This window comes from Enterococcus sp. DIV1304_2, from assembly GCF_050555445.1.
GTDB lineage: Bacteria > Bacillota > Bacilli > Lactobacillales > Enterococcaceae > Enterococcus_B > Enterococcus_B pernyi.
This window is the reverse complement of record NZ_CP187851.1, coordinates 650,636-667,385: the sequence shown is the minus strand read 5'-3', so window position 1 is coordinate 667,385 and position 16,750 is coordinate 650,636. Positions and strand designations below refer to the sequence as shown.

General features: G+C 37.1%; 13 protein-coding genes and 1 riboswitch. Of the genes, 4 read left to right on the top strand and 9 right to left on the bottom strand.

The genetic code is table 11. From position 1 onward, the window contains the following. Positions 1–253: 253 nt before the first annotated feature. From IGJ14_RS03165 to IGJ14_RS03145, 5 genes are all read right to left on the bottom strand, one after another. The gene (locus IGJ14_RS03165) at positions 254–1,732 is read right to left on the bottom strand and encodes a helix-turn-helix domain-containing protein (protein WP_207463682.1); all 1,479 of its coding nucleotides are present in this window, start codon (positions 1,730–1,732) and stop codon (positions 254–256) included. Between the two features lie 163 nt (positions 1,733–1,895). Then, a complete protein-coding gene (locus tag IGJ14_RS03160; protein ID WP_019722925.1) occupies positions 1,896–2,945 on the bottom strand; it encodes a DUF916 and DUF3324 domain-containing protein in 1,050 nt (349 codons plus the stop codon). Positions 2,946–2,975: 30 nt separating this feature from the next. Further along, a complete protein-coding gene (locus IGJ14_RS03155) occupies positions 2,976–3,605 on the bottom strand; it encodes a WxL domain-containing protein (RefSeq protein WP_195274173.1) in 630 nt (209 codons plus the stop codon). Positions 3,606–3,867: 262 nt separating this feature from the next. Next, positions 3,868–5,907 carry a pectate lyase-like adhesive domain-containing protein gene (locus tag IGJ14_RS03150; protein ID WP_207463683.1) on the bottom strand — a complete coding sequence of 680 codons (2,040 nt, stop codon included), beginning with the start codon at positions 5,905–5,907 and terminating at the stop codon, positions 3,868–3,870. Positions 5,908–6,478: 571 nt separating this feature from the next. Continuing rightward, positions 6,479–8,215, bottom strand: a complete 1,737-nt coding sequence (locus IGJ14_RS03145; protein WP_019722922.1) for a fibronectin type III domain-containing protein — start codon at positions 8,213–8,215, stop codon at positions 6,479–6,481. 211 nt (positions 8,216–8,426) lie between these two features. Between IGJ14_RS03145 and IGJ14_RS03140 the strand changes: the two genes are divergently transcribed. From IGJ14_RS03140 to IGJ14_RS03125, 4 genes are all read left to right on the top strand, one after another. Continuing rightward, positions 8,427–9,368, top strand: coding sequence for a helix-turn-helix domain-containing protein (locus IGJ14_RS03140; RefSeq protein WP_019722921.1), 942 nt, complete (start codon positions 8,427–8,429; stop codon positions 9,366–9,368). Between the two features lie 605 nt (positions 9,369–9,973). Beyond that, a complete protein-coding gene (locus IGJ14_RS03135; protein ID WP_195274179.1) occupies positions 9,974–10,615 on the top strand; it encodes a lytic polysaccharide monooxygenase auxiliary activity family 9 protein in 642 nt (213 codons plus the stop codon). A gap of 407 nt (positions 10,616–11,022) precedes the next feature. Next, on the top strand, positions 11,023–12,738 hold the full coding sequence (locus tag IGJ14_RS03130; protein ID WP_065096139.1) for an ABC transporter ATP-binding protein: 1,716 nt from the start codon (positions 11,023–11,025) through the stop codon (positions 12,736–12,738). 1 nt (position 12,739) lies between these two features. Then, complete coding sequence (locus IGJ14_RS03125) at positions 12,740–14,515, top strand: ABC transporter ATP-binding protein (protein WP_019722485.1); 1,776 nt, start codon at positions 12,740–12,742, stop codon at positions 14,513–14,515. Between the two features lie 77 nt (positions 14,516–14,592). Here the strand turns inward: IGJ14_RS03125 and IGJ14_RS03120 are convergent, their stop codons facing one another. The 4 genes from IGJ14_RS03120 to IGJ14_RS03105 all read right to left on the bottom strand — a co-directional run bounded on the left by IGJ14_RS03120 (position 14,593) and on the right by IGJ14_RS03105 (position 16,470). Continuing rightward, positions 14,593–15,126 (bottom strand): folate family ECF transporter S component, encoded by a 534-nt coding sequence (locus IGJ14_RS03120; RefSeq protein WP_195274181.1) that lies wholly within the window; start codon positions 15,124–15,126, stop codon positions 14,593–14,595. A gap of 36 nt (positions 15,127–15,162) precedes the next feature. Further along, positions 15,163–15,260, bottom strand: a riboswitch (THF riboswitch). 154 nt (positions 15,261–15,414) lie between these two features. Then, positions 15,415–15,846, bottom strand: coding sequence for a methylglyoxal synthase (gene mgsA / locus IGJ14_RS03115; RefSeq protein ID WP_019722486.1), 432 nt, complete (start codon positions 15,844–15,846; stop codon positions 15,415–15,417). Between the two features lie 63 nt (positions 15,847–15,909). Next, positions 15,910–16,236, bottom strand: coding sequence for a type II toxin-antitoxin system PemK/MazF family toxin (locus tag IGJ14_RS03110; protein ID WP_104776820.1), 327 nt, complete (start codon positions 16,234–16,236; stop codon positions 15,910–15,912). Beyond that, positions 16,237–16,470 carry an AbrB/MazE/SpoVT family DNA-binding domain-containing protein gene (locus tag IGJ14_RS03105; RefSeq protein ID WP_066026200.1) on the bottom strand — a complete coding sequence of 78 codons (234 nt, stop codon included), beginning with the start codon at positions 16,468–16,470 and terminating at the stop codon, positions 16,237–16,239. It lies immediately after the preceding gene. Positions 16,471–16,750 lie beyond the last annotated feature (280 nt).

The window sequence follows — 16,750 nt, the reverse complement described above, 5'->3', positions numbered from 1 at the left end:
AAATAGAAATTATAATGTTGCAATACCATACAAGATGTTTTTTTGGTCTATTCCAATGATATAGTCTATTTATCAACAGTCGAACTAAAGGAGGTGCATCTTATGTGGTCAGTTACTCCACCAATGTAAGTGCAAGTTTCAAGAATAGACAAAATCCTCAAGAATAAAAAAACGAAAATCGTCGTTCAACAAGCGATTTTCGTTTTTGTATTTATTTTTCTAAAAATCAGCTGTCTCTGCCCATCTCTTCTATTTATCGTAATTCTTTCTCGATGATTTTTTTATACATAGCAATATCATAACCAAACAATTCTTTCCTTATGTTAAACAATTCACAAAAATCAAAATTAAAGGATACCCTCATTTTGAAGCAATCAATTTGTGGTAGTTTCTCATGGCTGATATTATATAAAATCACGTCACGTTTATTATAGTTGCTGGGAATGGTTTCCGGATTGAATTGTTGAATGTCCAGGGTGTTTCCAAATTCTTGTTCTAACATTTCTTGTGCCCATAAGAAGTCCGTACAAACACCTGTCAGTAAAAAGACTCTTTTTTCATTTTTACTCCGATAGGTCAAAAAATAAATTTTTGTTGCTAAATACCGAAAATGATCATCTGAAAATGCTAGGTTCAATCCTGAAAAATCATTCCAGTCCATAAAGATCCGCTTGATTTTCTCAAAGAAAGCTTGAGGAATCTCTGCCATATCTGTCCCTTCCACAACATGTTCTTCAGGAATCAGCTGTTGAAAATTAAAATGACATTTCCGCAAAAACATCAAAGTTAGTACTTCGATGGTTCGTTGATTATTAGAAAAGTTAGGAATATTACGTTCCATCTTGTCGATCAGATACTCATACTGGATCACTGGGAATTTTTTAGTAAAAGCGATATAGTATTGATAGTTCTTTTCATGTGCATTTATTTCATAAAAATTTTGGTTTAAAAAATTGAATACGATCGTACAATAGTTTAAATTTCGTTCATCTGGGCTTAAAAACATTTGTTTCAAAAAATCGACAAGACGATCTTCTATCTGATGATAAATAGGTGTGCATTTATACATCTCTAACTTTTTTATATCTAGATTGTCTTTTAACTTCATTTTTCGATCAAACATCAGTTGAAGTAAAATCTGTGCGTATTCTTTTGAGAAATCTGAAAATAAACATTTTTGTTCTTTTTCGATTTGTTGAAACAAATGATTTATTTTGTACTGACTTGTTTTTGACACCTTAACTACTTGAATACCGCTCTTCATTTGAAAAAGTGCAATTAAAAACCGTAAGCGATACTCATCTTCTACCTTCTTATCATTGAGGTCGATGCCATAAGAGGCGACATAGGACATCACCTCTTTTTTTAGTTGATATGCTTTGGAGGAAGAGATAAATTCTTGCTTGGCAAAACCTAGGGGATTCGAAAAATCGGTTTTAAAGAAATACATACACGCTTTGATAAATGGTGAATATTGATAGACTTTCTTCATATACGTTCGTTTATTTCGTTTATACTTATGTCTGATCAAATACCCTGTTGGATTTGATTCAATCAACGGATCAGTCTCATCGAATTGTAGATTGATTGCTTTTATGTCTCCTTTTATCGTTGAAACAGAAACATCCAATTGTTGAGACATCTCCAGCGAAGTCAAACTTGATTTTTCCCATAATAGATTAATAATAGTTACTTTTCGAAAAATTTCTTTCTCTAAATATTTTCTAAACACTATTACTCCCCCACCCACCTGTTAAATTAAATGGATAATATCATTAAAAAATCAAGTTGAAGTAAAAGTTTCATAAAATTTAAAAAAATTTATTTTTTTGTAAAAAAAGAGGAAGAACGCGGCATCACTTCTGTTCTCCCCCTTTTACTTATTATAAACTAGCTTAGCTCTTCTCTTGTTCAACTAACTTCCTTTTGATTTTACCTATATAAATACACAGACCTAGAATAATCACTAATAAGACACACCCAGTTATCATCATCCATTTGTACTTTGCAAAAAAACTAGGCTGACTTTTTATCAATATATCTGTTTGGTTTAATTTTTTGCTTATATTGTTTTTTACTGTGAATTTCCTTGTTAACTTCCAGTGATGTTCCCCCTCATCCGCTTCAAATGTCGCAACATACACTCCCGGTAATAATGCTTTACCGTCTAATGGTATCCTATAGTTCAATATCGTATTTGGAGCAATCGAGCCTTCCAGCTGGCTTGCTTGATATATAACTTCTTGATCATCTTCTTTCGTAATGATTGCTTTGAGGTTGGTTAGCCGGATTAATTTGGGTTTTGGATTTTGGATTTTCTCTGTAAAAACATTTCGCGTATTCACTTGTCCTGCTTGCGCATCTAAAAGTTTTAATGTTGAAGGAATTTGCTCCGGATCACTTGATTGTAAAACTAACCCGATTTCTCTTGCAAAATTATTTTGAATATTGCCTTCTTTGTTTGCTTCATTATTCTGGACTACCCGGATCGCTCCAATGGTAATCCCAGATAATTCTTTTTCAGGCATCTTGATTTTCACTTGTAATTCATGCGTTTGCTTTGGAGAAATTTTGATTTTATTTTCTGAGATTTTCACTAGATCTTCTATATTGACTTGCGCGTTATTGGCTAACCCCTTGACCGATTTATCATACTCAATGACCCCGATACTGTTCGTATTTCCTTGATATAAAGTTGTGTCTAGCATGATCGTCTGATCCGAGATATTTTCGATTTTAAGATGCAACGTCTGTTCTTGTTTTGGTACCATTTGTAAATCAAAATAGGAGACCTGTTTATTTATTTGATTGTCCGGCAATTGCGTAGACACCAAAAATGGAATATTCTGAGAAGCTGAGTTTTCATCACTAAACACAGGTACGTCACATAAATGAGACAAAACAAGTAAAAATAAAAACATGGCTATATTTTTTTTGATTTTCACAGGACACTTCCTTTCTGTCAAGGGCAGTTCTTACAATGTATCAGAAAACGTCCAAGTCAATTGTGCCTGATAGGTATCCGCTTCTTTTTTTGCTGCAGCAGGAATACTTAATTTGTATTGATTGATTGGCAATGTTGAAATTCCTAATCCCTCTCCTGGACTCGCTTTGAATACTTCCACATCCACATCTGGAGTAATCACATAGTCTTGAGTATTGATTACACCGCCTGTAGGTAGATCGCCACCAATATTTGTCACATTTCCTGTATTGATCGATAATTCTGCCCCTGCTAACTCAGATTGATTGACTGAGGACTTAAACTGGGCAATTTGTTTTACTTTTAGTTTCCAACCTTTTGTTAGATCACCACGATTATCTGTGACTTGGATATCCGTAGTTGTTGGGTTAGACGCCTGATTACCATCTACTGTAGCGATTTGTTCGATGGATTGATCATATTTGATATTAGCAGTACCAAAATTCAGATTGGTTGGTAACTTGTTGGTTGCTAGGTTCAAATCTTCTCCATTTCCACCAGTTGGTGCTTGTAAAGTCACTGTGCCATCGGTTGTTGTATCGGCATTCACCGATGTTATCCCTAAACTTGCTCCTACTAAGATACTCATACCTGCCATGACATATTTTTTTGTGATTACCATTATCTTATGCTCCTTTTCATTGTATAAAATATTTTATAGCTAGCCGACTTTGTTGCCACTTCAATTGTGATCAGTCTGCACGTCGTTCCTTTTTGCTTTCAGAAATGATCCATTGTGAGCTGTCTCTATCAACGATTGGCACAACGTTCTATGAATGCGCGCACAACTTAATCCTGATTCTTTTTTCGATCTCTCGTTTTCTGACTCCTCAGATTGAACACTCTCATGCTACCAGTATCCATCGTCCGTTAGAAACTTATGGCTAGGGCGTTTCTGAAAGTGTCCAAGTGATTTTTGCCTGATAAGAATCAGCGATTTTCGGACTGTCACTTGGCAACTCCAACTTAAACTCAGTGAGTGGCAAAACGATCTGTCCCCGACTATTCCCTTTATCCACTCGAAATACTTCTTTTTCTTGCCCAACAGGAATATCAATTGTTTGATTACTTCCAGTACTTATCACTGCTCCCCCACTACTATTAGTTGCAGTCCCTGTTTCAAATTGGATGATTGACCCTGTTAATTGAAAGCCATTACTTATTCCAGTCAACACATGGTCCTGAGTGACTTTTACTTTATAGCCGTCTCCATTGTTACTTCGTTTGTCAGTGATATCGATTTTCCCTGTGGCATTTGTAGCAATCAATTGATTGTTTGTATATTGGATTGCGACATGGCCAAAATCAAGTATGGATGGATAGATTGATTGATCATTGAAAAGGTTCTCCTCAACCGTCACATTCATACTTTTCGATTTATGCTTATAGGTATAGGTGAGAACATACTGTCCTTCTTCTTCTGTCAATTTTTGTGGATCAATATCAATCATATTCGCTCCTTCGATTTTTTGTGCAGTGACACTGACGTTTGTCTCGAAAAATGAAAGAGATGAATTGCTGCTACTATCTGATTCGATGATACAATCTAATCCATCATATTCATTCCATGTATCTTTGGCATAAATCGTTGGTAAGGAATGAAGCTGAATATCAAATACATTGACTGTCGCCACAGACTCCGCATCATCACAAATAAAAGTAATTTGATAGGTCCCTATTTCCTCTCCATCCGCTTCGCCTTGAATCGTGACATCATTGATGGTTTGTGGCTGCCCTAGCGCATTTGTTGCACTCACAAAGTTATATGGTGGTATCCAAACTTCACCCAATAATAGATCGATATCCTTGGTAATTACTTGTGCTTTACTCGTGAATGGACCACTAGCTATTTTTCTTACATTTTTAGACTGGAAATATTTTGGAAACATGGGATTATTGGACGTCACATTCAAGGTATTTTGTGCAATATCAATCGAAGTTAAATTAAAACTTGTCGTAATTGGTCCGGTATAGCCGATATCGGGAAGTGGATCTGTGTCATTTAGCTTCCAAGTACCTATCCCACTATTTGAAGCGATCGTGAATGGTGCACTGCTATAATATGAACCTAAAGCACAGCCTCTGGAATTAGCAATCGAAAAATTACTAGTCGCTGCGATTGATAGCGATTGACCGATCGCAATAGTTGCTGTTGGATTATTTGATTGTGCGGTAAAAGTTGTATGATCTTCTATGTTCAATACAGTGCTGCTGTTATTACCTACTACTGGATAGCTGTTACTCGTATTATTGAATGCTACATTTGCTCCATTTCGTATATTTAATTCTTTTACTTCACACACTTCTTGCGTATCTGATGAGGCTGTAATATTCTCATACAAATTCGCTGTTCCATAAGGCAGATAAATGAATTGTTGTCCAGAAGATGTAACATTTGTATAGTTGATCGTGACTCCTGGGAATTCGGACCAGAAAAAAGAATATGGATGTTGATTGATTAGTGTGACATCATAAATAGAGCAAGTCGTATACGCTAATGCAACGCCAATCAGTTGAAGATTAATATCAATCGTATGGTCATTGCCATAAATATTTTTTGGCGAATTGATATTAAAAGATGCCGTTAACTTGATATCTCCAGTTAAATAAATGTCTGTAATAGTGCTGTCCAATAAAGCGGTTCGAAAATCATTGAAGTTATCCACACTAGCTATGCCTGAAGCTACTGTAGGAACAGCTAAAACGGACTGGAAATCACTTTGCGCAGTACTATTGGATGGTTCACTTATTTCTTCTGAAGAACCTATTTCCTTTGTCGTGGTACTTTCACTCGGCGCATTTTCACTACTGTCAGTTGTCGAATCAGCAGACGCATGATACGGTAGACTGATGGCTACTTTATAAAAAGAAAAAACGATACTTACTATACACATAACTACCTTTATTTTTTTTGCCAGCTTCATCTTTATCATCCTAAAAAACATCCCTTTTTTGTACAACTAGATAATTTGATCCCACCAATAGTATCAGGTTGATCATTCTTCCTTTCATGGTTGCCTGCTCAGGTGGATCATGGTTTTTCCATCAAAAACTCAGCTTGAAAACAACCATTTACCTTATATTTATTTCTCATATATCAACCTCCTTTACCAAGTGGTCACCAATCTATGTCTGTATTATGCTTGATAAATTATGGAAAAAAACCCATAGATCTACCCTTCTCAGTGTAAAAATTTAATAAGCATTTTACCTGTACGTTATGATTTCAATTCATTCATGTTACTTGATAAAATAAAAAAAGCCCTCTAAAAAGAGGACTTGGAATTTTTATAATAGTTGTTATAATATATGTTTTTTTCATGTTCTGTTATACAAACATAAATAAATAATTGAATTTTTATCATGCGTTTGCCCAATTGCTAAGATTCTCGTTATACATGCACGAAAATCTTAACAATACTGAGCAAATCACTTATTCGTTGATTGATTCAGCATCAACGATTGCTTCATTAATAAAAAACGGGTATGGATCGATTAGCCAATCAATTCCCAAGGTCCCCATTGTTCAGTTCCAGGCTCATTGCCTCGTGTCCACCATTTTGCACGATATGTGTTTCCTTTGTGTGTCACGATATCACCTAAATCATAAATTGTATCTGCATCCCATGCTTCTGCTGATGGTGCATCCGCCGTTGTCACAACTAATGCTTTGCTTTCTTCTGAAATGTTGCCCGCTTCGTCAAATGCTTTTACTGTATAAGAATACTCTGTATTAGCTGTTAATCCTGCGTCACTAAATGTATTTGTTTCTGTTTCTCCTACTTGCTCACCATCACGGTAAACATAGTAGCCTACTACACCCACGTTATCTGTTGATTGTGTCCATGATAAAGAAACACTCTTGTCACTAATTGATGAAGCCGTAATGTTCAATGGTACTGATGGAGCTTCTAAGTCTGCTGGTGGCTCTTCTAATGTAGAAATCACTAATGCTTTACTTTCTTCTGAAACGTTACCAGCGGCATCAAATGCTTTCACTGTATAAGTGTATTCTGTGCTGGCAGTCAATTTTGTGTCTGTATAAGCATTGTTTGTTGCTCTACCAATTTGTTCGCCATCACGATAAATGTAATAACCTGCTACGCCACGATCATCTGTTGATTTTGTCCATGATAAAGCAACAGTTGAATGTGTTGCTGTGCCTGCTAGATTTGTTGGTTGTGATGGTTTTTCTGTATCAGGTGTTTTTTCTTGGAATAGATCCTGATAAGACTTCGCAAATGATTCATTGTACTCGACACCAGCTGAGTTTCTTCCTTCATCCCAGTTGATACTCCAAGTCATCAAACCTTTTAATGGTGTTTGATCTTTTTCCATTTGTTCGAATACATCGTAAACTTTTGATGGTTCTTTTACAAAACCATTTGCTGCTGCATCCACGTTTGCTGGAATACCTAAAGCTAAGCGATTCGCTGGGATTTGGATAAACCCACCGCTTCCTTCGTTGAAAGCTTTTGAAATTCCATATAAGAATTCAAATTTTTTGCTGTCATTATTTTGAGCGATCCATTCAGTTCCAACACTGATACCGTCACCTGCTTGGTTGTATAACTGTGGTGCAATAAAATCATATTCTTGTTCTAAAGCAGTAATGTATGGTACATATTTACCTTGTGTTCTTAAGTACGGAAACTCTGGCGCCATAGAGATAATAAAATGTTTTTGTTCTTTCTCAAAATGCGCACGGACAATCTTCAAAGCATCTGGAATCACTGTTTTATTGTCGCCTGCATCTACTGCGGTTTGTTCTAAATCGATATCTAAGCCATCAAATCCATAAACTTCAACCAAACGGATGATTTCATCGGCAAAGGCTTGTTCTTCCCCTTTATGTAATTCAATATGTGAATCTGCACCACCAAGTGAAATAATGACCACACGATTTTCAGCATTCAAAGTGGCTACTTTTTGTCTAAATTCAGCATCTGACATATTGTAAGGTTTGAATGTTGGGATACCTTCTCCTTTCATGAATGACACAGCAATCACATTATAAAAAGGATTTACTTTTGCCAAATCAGTATCTGCCGGACGACCACCTTGGTAACCAGCACCTTGTTCAGGCACCCAATTATGATAATAACCTACTGAAACTTGGCGATTTGAGATATCTGGCATCGTATCTGCTGCGTCTGCTGCAAACACATCTGTTCCGCCTCCAATCAAACAACCTAAAAGACCAACTGAGAATAATAAACTTTTCTTATTCATTTTTTCCCTCCTAAATTTGTATTACAGAACAGATTAAAACATATCTTATCCTTCAAAATTTTTTTTGTTTGGTATTGCAACAAAATAACTTTCCAAACAAAAAAATCGCACTTTTTTAACAAAAGGGCGCATATATGAAAACATAACATCCACATAACTACATTATGCTATTATAGCCATGTACAAAAAACAGCTTCTGGAGGAAATGAACATGACAGAACATGCTGCTCTAATTCGAAAATTAAGAAAAGATCGTGGGTTGACACAAGAACAACTAACTTCAGGTATCTCACAAAGAGGAACCTTAGCAGCTTTCGAATCACGTGGAACAAAAATCGGCTTTGAACTAATAGTAAACTACCTTGATCGGATGAATATCACACTTGAAGAATATCAGTTTTTATTGAATAGTAATTCGTTGTCTAATAAACAAAAATTAACGAATTATTTAATCACTTCAAAAACCATTACATCTGCTCAAGAACAAGAATTGCTCAACGAATTTGAAAAAACAGGAAACATTTATTATCGTTTGATCTATGCCCAAAGAAAATTGATTTCAAATTATCTGTATAGTAGTTCTTTTACCGCATCAATGAAAGAAGAAATCAGTGTTATAAAGAAGTATCTTGAAAAGATTGATACATGGGGGCACTTTGAATTGACTATTTTTTCGAATTGTTTATTTATTTTTGATGATGAATATATTGCCTATTCGTTCCAAAATAGTGTCACAAAGATGAAAGCCTACATAGATAATACCTATTATTCTGAGCTTCTTTCTAACTTTATTTTGAACGGCGTACGTCTTTCTTTTAACCGTGAATCAACCACATTACGCAAATTATTTCTAGCCCAATTAAAAAAAATCGCGACAACACACAAACAAACACTCGATCTTGCACATTATAAAGTGTTTACTGCTTTAGATAAACTAGCTGATGGACAAAAAACAGCTTTAAAAGAAGTAGAAACGGGTATTGCGTTTTTTGAATGGTTAGATCTTTCTACGAGTAAAGACTACATGATCAATCTAAAAGAAAAATTTTGCGCTGAAGTATGTGATTTTTCGCACAATGATCACCACACAAAAGTCGTTGTCAAAAGTACGTGCGATCGCCTCTCTCCACAACGCCAAGTGAATACTGCCTAAAATAACCGTGTATCTCCTCACTCCCAATGAGAAGATACACGGTTTTTAAGTCTCTCTATTTATTCTCGGTTGATTCGATAGGTTCCACTGGAATGGCGTACTTGATACGAAAGTTTCTAAACAGTTCATTGCACATTTCGTAGTCAGACGATGATCGATCAAAGAACTATCAGAAATGCAACGCATTAAAGAAATGCGTCTTCGTGTATTCCTTTCAGGGACACCGATTACTAAAAAACCCTGACCAGTCTATGGACCACCTACAAGGGCGCACCAGCCTACTGCCTGTGTAGGTGCCTAACGTTGCTTCCTTGATTTTCTGATTCGTTCTCTACATTTCCTCTCAATAAATTCTTTTGTTATTTGTTTTATCCCCATGTCTCCCCTTTCTATACCGTGCAAACGCGACTCCTTCAGTGGCAGTTCTTTCTCCAGCGAACATTTGCGTTTCACCTAAAAAATGACTAAATAGTATAATTTCTAATAACACTCGCGATGAACGAAATTTTTTTGTTGCAATAACACACATAATTTTCAGATTAAAAATATATCAGTTATGATAACAATCGTACATTACATAAAGTAAAAATATCGGAGGAATTATTATGAAAAAGAGTACGTTAATTGGTTTAGGATTCATTTTAGCAGGTATCGGAGCAAGCACGCTTACTTCTGTTGATGTTGCTGCTCATGGTTACGTTTCTGAACCAGCAAGTCGTGGCTACCAAGGAAGCCTTGACAAAAATACAAACTGGAATGCTGCATTCAAAAAATACGGAGCTGTTATCAATGAGCCACAATCTCTTGAAGCACCAAAAGGATTCCCAGCTGCTGGACCTGAAGATGGTCAAATCGCTTCTGCAAATGGTGCGGTAGGTGATTACTTATTGGATCAACAAACAGCCTCATTGTGGACAAAACAACAATTGACAGCTGGTGCAAATGATTTTACTTGGACATTCACTGCCAACCATGCAACAACGAAATGGCATTACTACATGACAAAAGCCGGTTGGGATCAAAATGATGCGTTGACAAGAGACGACTTGGAATTCATTGGTGAAGTAGGCAATGATGGACAACTAGCTTCTACTAATCCGACACATTCGATCAACATTCCCAATGACCGTTTAGGTTATCATGTGATCTTAGCTGTTTGGGATGTCGCTGATACTAAAAATGGGTTCTATAATGTCATTGATGTCGATGTTAAAGGTGAAACAGTTTTAGCTGACTTACAAAAATAAAAAATTATTAATGACCGAAAGAGACCGAGGCAGGAATCTTTAACCACGGAAAATAAGTCACCATCTACGAGAGTTGTTCATCAATTTTTTGTAGATGGTGCTTTTTTGTAGTGATTTTTTTCTATGGTTTATTCAATTATAGGCGTTGCAAGAGCGACAACGCGTTAAGCGTTATGGTGTGATTTCTTAAGTTTTACTAAAATGTGTGGATTATGAAAAGGCTTGTTCTCTTTTCATTCTAAATTTCATAAGCTACAATATGAGAGTACCTAGTTATATCATCGTTAGATTTCTCGCTGCAAGATATTTTTGTTGCTTTAAGGATATCTATTTATCATAAATCGGTTGTTTTTTGCCGATAGACGTTCGAACAATATTGGGTAACTTGTTTTTAGGAGGAAATTTTTATGATTCAGTTATTGCGCTATGCGAAAGACTATCGAAAACAAATCATCCTAGGTCCTGTATTTAAATTTTTAGAAGCAGTCTTTGAATTGATTTTACCTTTACTGATGGCTTCGCTGATCGATAATGGGCTAAAAATGAACAATCGTGAAGTGATCATCAATATGGGTATCTGGATGATCGCGATGTCTGTGATCGGATTGATCTGTGCCATTATTTGTCAATATTATTCATCCATTGCCTCTCAAGGGTTTGGAACAGAACTTAGAAATCAACTCATCAAAAAAATCAACTCTTTCTCCCATAGTGAATTAAATCATTTTGGGACGGATACATTGATCACACGCATGACCAATGATATCAATCAGTTACAACTTGCACTCGCAATGGTTATCCGTTTATTGATCCGAGCACCTTTTTTAAGTATTGGATCAGTAGTGATGGCGTTTGTGATCGACTGGCAAGTCGGGCTATTCTTCTTAGCTTTATTACCAATTTTTTCAATCATTTTATACTTTATTATCCGTAAGACGATCCCCCTCTATCAAAAAGTCCAAGAAAAGTTGGACGGTCTAAATGAGACTGTTAGCCAAAACTTAAGCGGGGTTCGTGTGATCCGAGCATTTTCACGTACCAATAAAGAAATCGAAACATTTGACGAAAACACAGATGTCTTAGCAAAAAATTATTTACGTGTTTCCAATATCTCCGCTTTGCTCTCTCCGGCAACGACATTGATCATGAATGTCGGGATCATTTGTCTATTGACTGTCGGCGGGGTCAAGGTAAATATCGGTTCCTTACAACAAGGACAAGTTTTAGCTTTGATCAATTACATGAACCAAATGTTATTAGCCTTGATCGTCGTTTCCAATCTTGTCGTGATTTTTACTCGTGCAGAAGCTTCTGCTCAGCGGGTCAAAGAAGTCTTAGATACCGAAAATACCATTACAGATGCTGAGACTCCTAGTGAACCAGTCATGGATTCTGAAACAATTCTACAATTTAAAGACGTAGATTTTCGTTATACGCCAGAATCTGGTCTGTCATTACAAGGAATCAATTTCACTTTGAAACGCCAAACTGTCTTAGGGATCATTGGTCCGACCGGAAGTGGGAAGACGACATTGACACAATTGATCCCACGTTTTTATGATGTTAGTGAAGGCTCTGTGCTATTTGATGAACAAGACGTTCGTGACTGGCCCTTAGATTCATTACGAAGTCAGATTTCGCAAGTACCACAAACGGCTGTCTTATTCACCGGTACCATTCGGGAAAATCTTCAGTGGGGAAAACCTGACGCGACAGACGCAGAGTGTTGGGAAGCTTTGGCAATTGCCCAAGCGGAGGATTTTGTTCGCCAATTACCCAAAGGTTTAGACACAAGAGTCATGGAGAATGGGAAAAACTTTTCCGGAGGACAAAAACAACGGTTGACGATTGCTCGTGCATTGATCGCCAAACCTGCCTTATTGATCTTAGATGACTCCTTGAGTGCCCTTGATTATCAAACGGATCTAAACTTGCGCCAAGCACTACAAACTTCCCTCAACACAACGGTCATCATTATTTCTCAACGCATCCGTTCGATTCAACAAGCAGAGCATATCCTCGTCATGGATCAAGGAAAAATCGTGGCCCAGGGTACGCACGATACATTGCTTAGTCAATCTTCTGAGTATCGTGAAATCGTGGCATCACAGGAGGAGGAATAAAATGAAAACAAAAAAACTATCTTGGCAAACACTCAAACGTTTTGTTCCTTATCTGACGGCCCATCCACGTGAAATTTGGTTAGCTGTCTTGTTGGGAATCGTCAATGGTGTTGCTACCGTCGTAATGACCTTACAAATCGGTCAAAGTATCGATCAAATGGTTGGTGTGGGACAAGTCAACTTTACTCGATTAGTTCAACTTCTGGTGATGTTTGGCGGGATCGTTTTACTTAATGTCATCAGTCAATGGCTGATCCAAGTATTAAGTAACCGATTGGCTTACCTATCCGTTGCGAATCTACGAAAAGATGCCTTTGCTCGTTTGAATCTTTTACCTTTAAGATACTATGATCAAAATTCCCATGGGAATATCGTCAGCCGTTTCACAAATGATATGGACAATATCTCCATCGCGATATCAGCGGCGTTCAATCAATTATTTTCTGGGGTAGCGATCATTATCCTCTCACTGATCTTCATGCTCAACTTGAGTCCGTTATTGACACTTGTCGTCATTTGTTCGACACCAATCATTTTCTTAGTCAGCTGGTTAGTCGCACGGGCTTCTCAAAATGATTTTGATAACCAACAAAAAATCATTGGGAACATTTCAGGATTCGTTACGGAACGTATCGGTAATCAAAAAATCATCAAAGCGTTCCAACAAGAAGAAGTCAATCAACAGCAATTCAGCGCATTGAATGCTGACTTATATGAGAAAGGGCAGCGCGCGCAATTCTCTTCTTCATTAACGAACCCATCTTCTCGTTTTGTCGATCACTTAGCCTATCTCTCCATTGGTTTGATTGGTGGTTTACTTGCCTTACGAAGTGATTCAACGATTACTGTCGGGATCATTTCAAGCTTTACGATCTATTCAAGTCAGTTTTCAAAACCTTTTATTGAATTATCAGGGATCACGACACAGATCCAAACAGCATTTTCTGGTTTAGAACGAGCATTTGAATTGATCGACCAACCGGAAGAAACGCCAGATGAACCTTTTGCGTATCAACTTGATCCTCAAACGATCAAAGGCGAGGTCGCTTTCAAACATGTTTCTTTCTCTTATGAGCCACAACAACGGTTGATCGAGAATTTCAGCTTTGTTGCCAAACCAGGTCAAACAGTGGCAATCGTAGGTAAAACAGGAGCTGGTAAATCCACATTAGTGAATTTATTGATGCGGTTTTACGATGTCAATTCTGGGACGATCACGATCGACGATTATGATATTACCCAAATCGCCCGTGATTCCCTACGCAAGAGCTTTGGGATGGTTTTACAAGATACTTGGTTATTCGACAGTACGTTACGAGAAAACTTACGTTACGGGAAGCCAGATGCCAGTGATGAAGAAATCAATGAGGCCCTAAAATCAGCCTATATGTATGAATTTGTCCAACGCTTGCCACAAAAACTAGATACACGCATTGGTGGACAGGGATTAAAAATCTCCGATGGGCAGCGTCAATTACTGACGATCGCTCGTACGATGATCAGTAATCCACCCATGTTGATACTTGATGAAGCAACAAGTTCAGTGGATACATTGACAGAGAAGAAAATCCAAAATGCCTTCCTAAAAATGATGGAAGGAAAAACTAGTTTTGTGATTGCCCATCGCTTGTCCACGATCAAAAATGCCGATCAGATCCTCGTGATGGATCAAGGGGCAATCGTTGAGATGGGAACACATGATGAATTATTGAAAATCGAAGATGGTAGCTATCGTCAACTTTATCAAGCGCAATTTACTGGATCGGTTGAAAAATAGTGAACATCGAATCAGATGATTTTTCTGATCTATGCAAAAAACAAGCAGTCTTCTGGGATGGGAAGACTGCTTGTTTTTTATTTTGTATGCGTCGTTAAACTCCGCAAAATTCTTTTATATGGCATGGCGCGCCCAATCACGTAGATCATCGTCGATTGGATCGGCAACCAGATAACGGCTTTTAATAAACGTGGTCCCCAGAATACCCAGTTCATCGGTACTTGATACATGATGAGCAACCATAATGGTGTCAGGATCAAGCTAACGAACACTGTCACACTGAGCGTGGCTAAGATTGCATTTTTCCAAGTGATCTCTTTGCGATAGAAAAAGAACCCATAAATCGCTCCTTCAATAAAAGCATTCAACGTGAAGCCGATGAAAAAGACAGATTTAGGAAATAATGCCATACCCACCACATCAGCTAACACAGAACCAATCCCTGTCCAAAATGGGCCAAATAAAATACCCATGATTACTTGGGGAATGAACGTTACACTGATTTTGAGTAATGGTGTTTCAAATGAAACTAAGCGAGACAACGTGACCATCAATGCGATCAGCAGTCCCATGATCGTAATCATACGAGCATCTAAACGATTTTTCTTCATTTCTAGCATCTCCTTTAAGAGCTGCTACATGTTTCATGCAGCGAATGCGAAAATAAAACCGCGAACTTACGTCCTTCGTCCTAGAGGCAACATCCCATCCTCTAAGCACTTAACGCTTTATTTTCTACTCTGTTAATAGTGGGAACTTATCCCAGACAAACTATAGCATAGAAAAGGAAGAACTGTAAATAAAAAAAACTAATGTTCTAAACGAAAACGATTCCTAAGTTCGTAACATGGCAGACATTCGCCTTGATCAACTGTCTCTATCCTCATAAAATCCGAATTTTAAATCTTATTAGGAAAAGGGATCTTACTTCCTTCTTCATGGATCACTTGTCGGAACTCCAAAAATCCGGCTTCAAGCCCTCGTAATAAAACTTCTGCGGTACCGATATTCGTTGCTAAAGGAATATCATATACATCAGCCAAGCGGATCAACGCAGTGACATCAGGTTCATGAGGTTGAGCTGCTAAAGGATCACGCAGGAAAATCACCAGATCCAATTCATCTTCTGAGATCATCGCGCCAATTTGTTGGTCACCGCCTAAAGGTCCTGAATTGAACCGATGGACCGATAATCCTGTGGCTTCTGCAATCTTTTGTCCGGTCGTCCCTGTCGCGAATAGTTCATGTTGTTCAAGTATGATTTTATAGGCTGTTGTAAATTTGATCATCAATTCTTTTTTACGATCATGTGCAATCAATGCTATTTTCATCCGTCCTCACTCCTTTTTTACCAGTGTAACAAATTTCTTTGTGGTTTGATATTTTTCAAATTTCTATAAAAACATATCAAGAACTTCTAGTACATCCACCCATGTCAGAATATCACATTGTTCAATTTTTATTATGTTTCTAGCGGTGTAGTCAATTGAACGCAACTGATGTGTAACAACTTGTCCAGAAATGATTTGTGGTTCTTTGATCTTAATATATGTATCAAATTTTCTTTCAATTGATGTGATTGGGCAAATCAAACAAAAACCAGTGTATTGGTTGAAGTTATTCTTACTTACTACCAAACCTGGTCTTCGCTTCTGTATTTCCTTTCCTCTAGCTGGATCAAAATCCAGCCATACAATATCTTTTTGCTTTGGATAATCCATTTATAGTTCCTCCCCCTCAAGGTTCATCTCATCCCACTCTTTATCTTCTTGGGTGATTGAATCTCTAAAGCCTGCCCATGCCTCTGGAGTCTTAAAAATATCTTCTTTTTTGGGCTTTAATACATATGTTTCACCTATTTTAATAATCGTATATATTTTTCCAACTTCTGGAGAAATATCTTTGGGAAAAATCGCTCCTACAGAATTTCCAATCTTTCTAATAGTCGTTTCCATTATTATCATCTCCCAGCTTATATTAAATTGAGTTTAACTTAATTTAATATGAAAAACAAATTTTGTTTTCTTGGTTGCCTGCTTTTTTATATCTCTTAATATCTACAAAGTATTGCTCTAAGATAGTGAATACACGGTAAATCTTTGATAACTCGCGCAGTAAAAACCAAAAAATAAATTGCCATATTGCTGGAGTTTGCTCTCATTATTGAAGGATCTGCTTCATGAACATCATTTATTCTATTTTATAGGTGATGAGGTTGTGACAGAAGTGTTCAGC

What these genes read in the sequence shown, in the direction of transcription:
- IGJ14_RS03155 (WP_195274173.1), bottom strand. Translation starts at nt 3,605, where the DNA reads ATGGTAATCACAAAAAAATATGTCATGGCAGGTATGAGTATCTTAGTA.
- IGJ14_RS03150 (WP_207463683.1), bottom strand. Translation starts at nt 5,907, where the DNA reads ATGAAGCTGGCAAAAAAAATAAAGGTAGTTATGTGTATAGTAAGTATC.
- IGJ14_RS03145 (WP_019722922.1), bottom strand. Translation starts at nt 8,215, where the DNA reads ATGAATAAGAAAAGTTTATTATTCTCAGTTGGTCTTTTAGGTTGTTTG.
- IGJ14_RS03140 (WP_019722921.1), top strand. Translation starts at nt 8,427, where the DNA reads ATGACAGAACATGCTGCTCTAATTCGAAAATTAAGAAAAGATCGTGGG.
- IGJ14_RS03135 (WP_195274179.1), top strand. Translation starts at nt 9,974, where the DNA reads ATGAAAAAGAGTACGTTAATTGGTTTAGGATTCATTTTAGCAGGTATC.
- IGJ14_RS03130 (WP_065096139.1), top strand. Translation starts at nt 11,023, where the DNA reads ATGATTCAGTTATTGCGCTATGCGAAAGACTATCGAAAACAAATCATC.
- IGJ14_RS03125 (WP_019722485.1), top strand. Translation starts at nt 12,740, where the DNA reads ATGAAAACAAAAAAACTATCTTGGCAAACACTCAAACGTTTTGTTCCT.
- IGJ14_RS03120 (WP_195274181.1), bottom strand. Translation starts at nt 15,126, where the DNA reads ATGAAGAAAAATCGTTTAGATGCTCGTATGATTACGATCATGGGACTG.
- mgsA (WP_019722486.1), bottom strand. Translation starts at nt 15,846, where the DNA reads ATGAAAATAGCATTGATTGCACATGATCGTAAAAAAGAATTGATGATC.
- IGJ14_RS03110 (WP_104776820.1), bottom strand. Translation starts at nt 16,236, where the DNA reads ATGGATTATCCAAAGCAAAAAGATATTGTATGGCTGGATTTTGATCCA.
- IGJ14_RS03105 (WP_066026200.1), bottom strand. Translation starts at nt 16,470, where the DNA reads ATGGAAACGACTATTAGAAAGATTGGAAATTCTGTAGGAGCGATTTTT.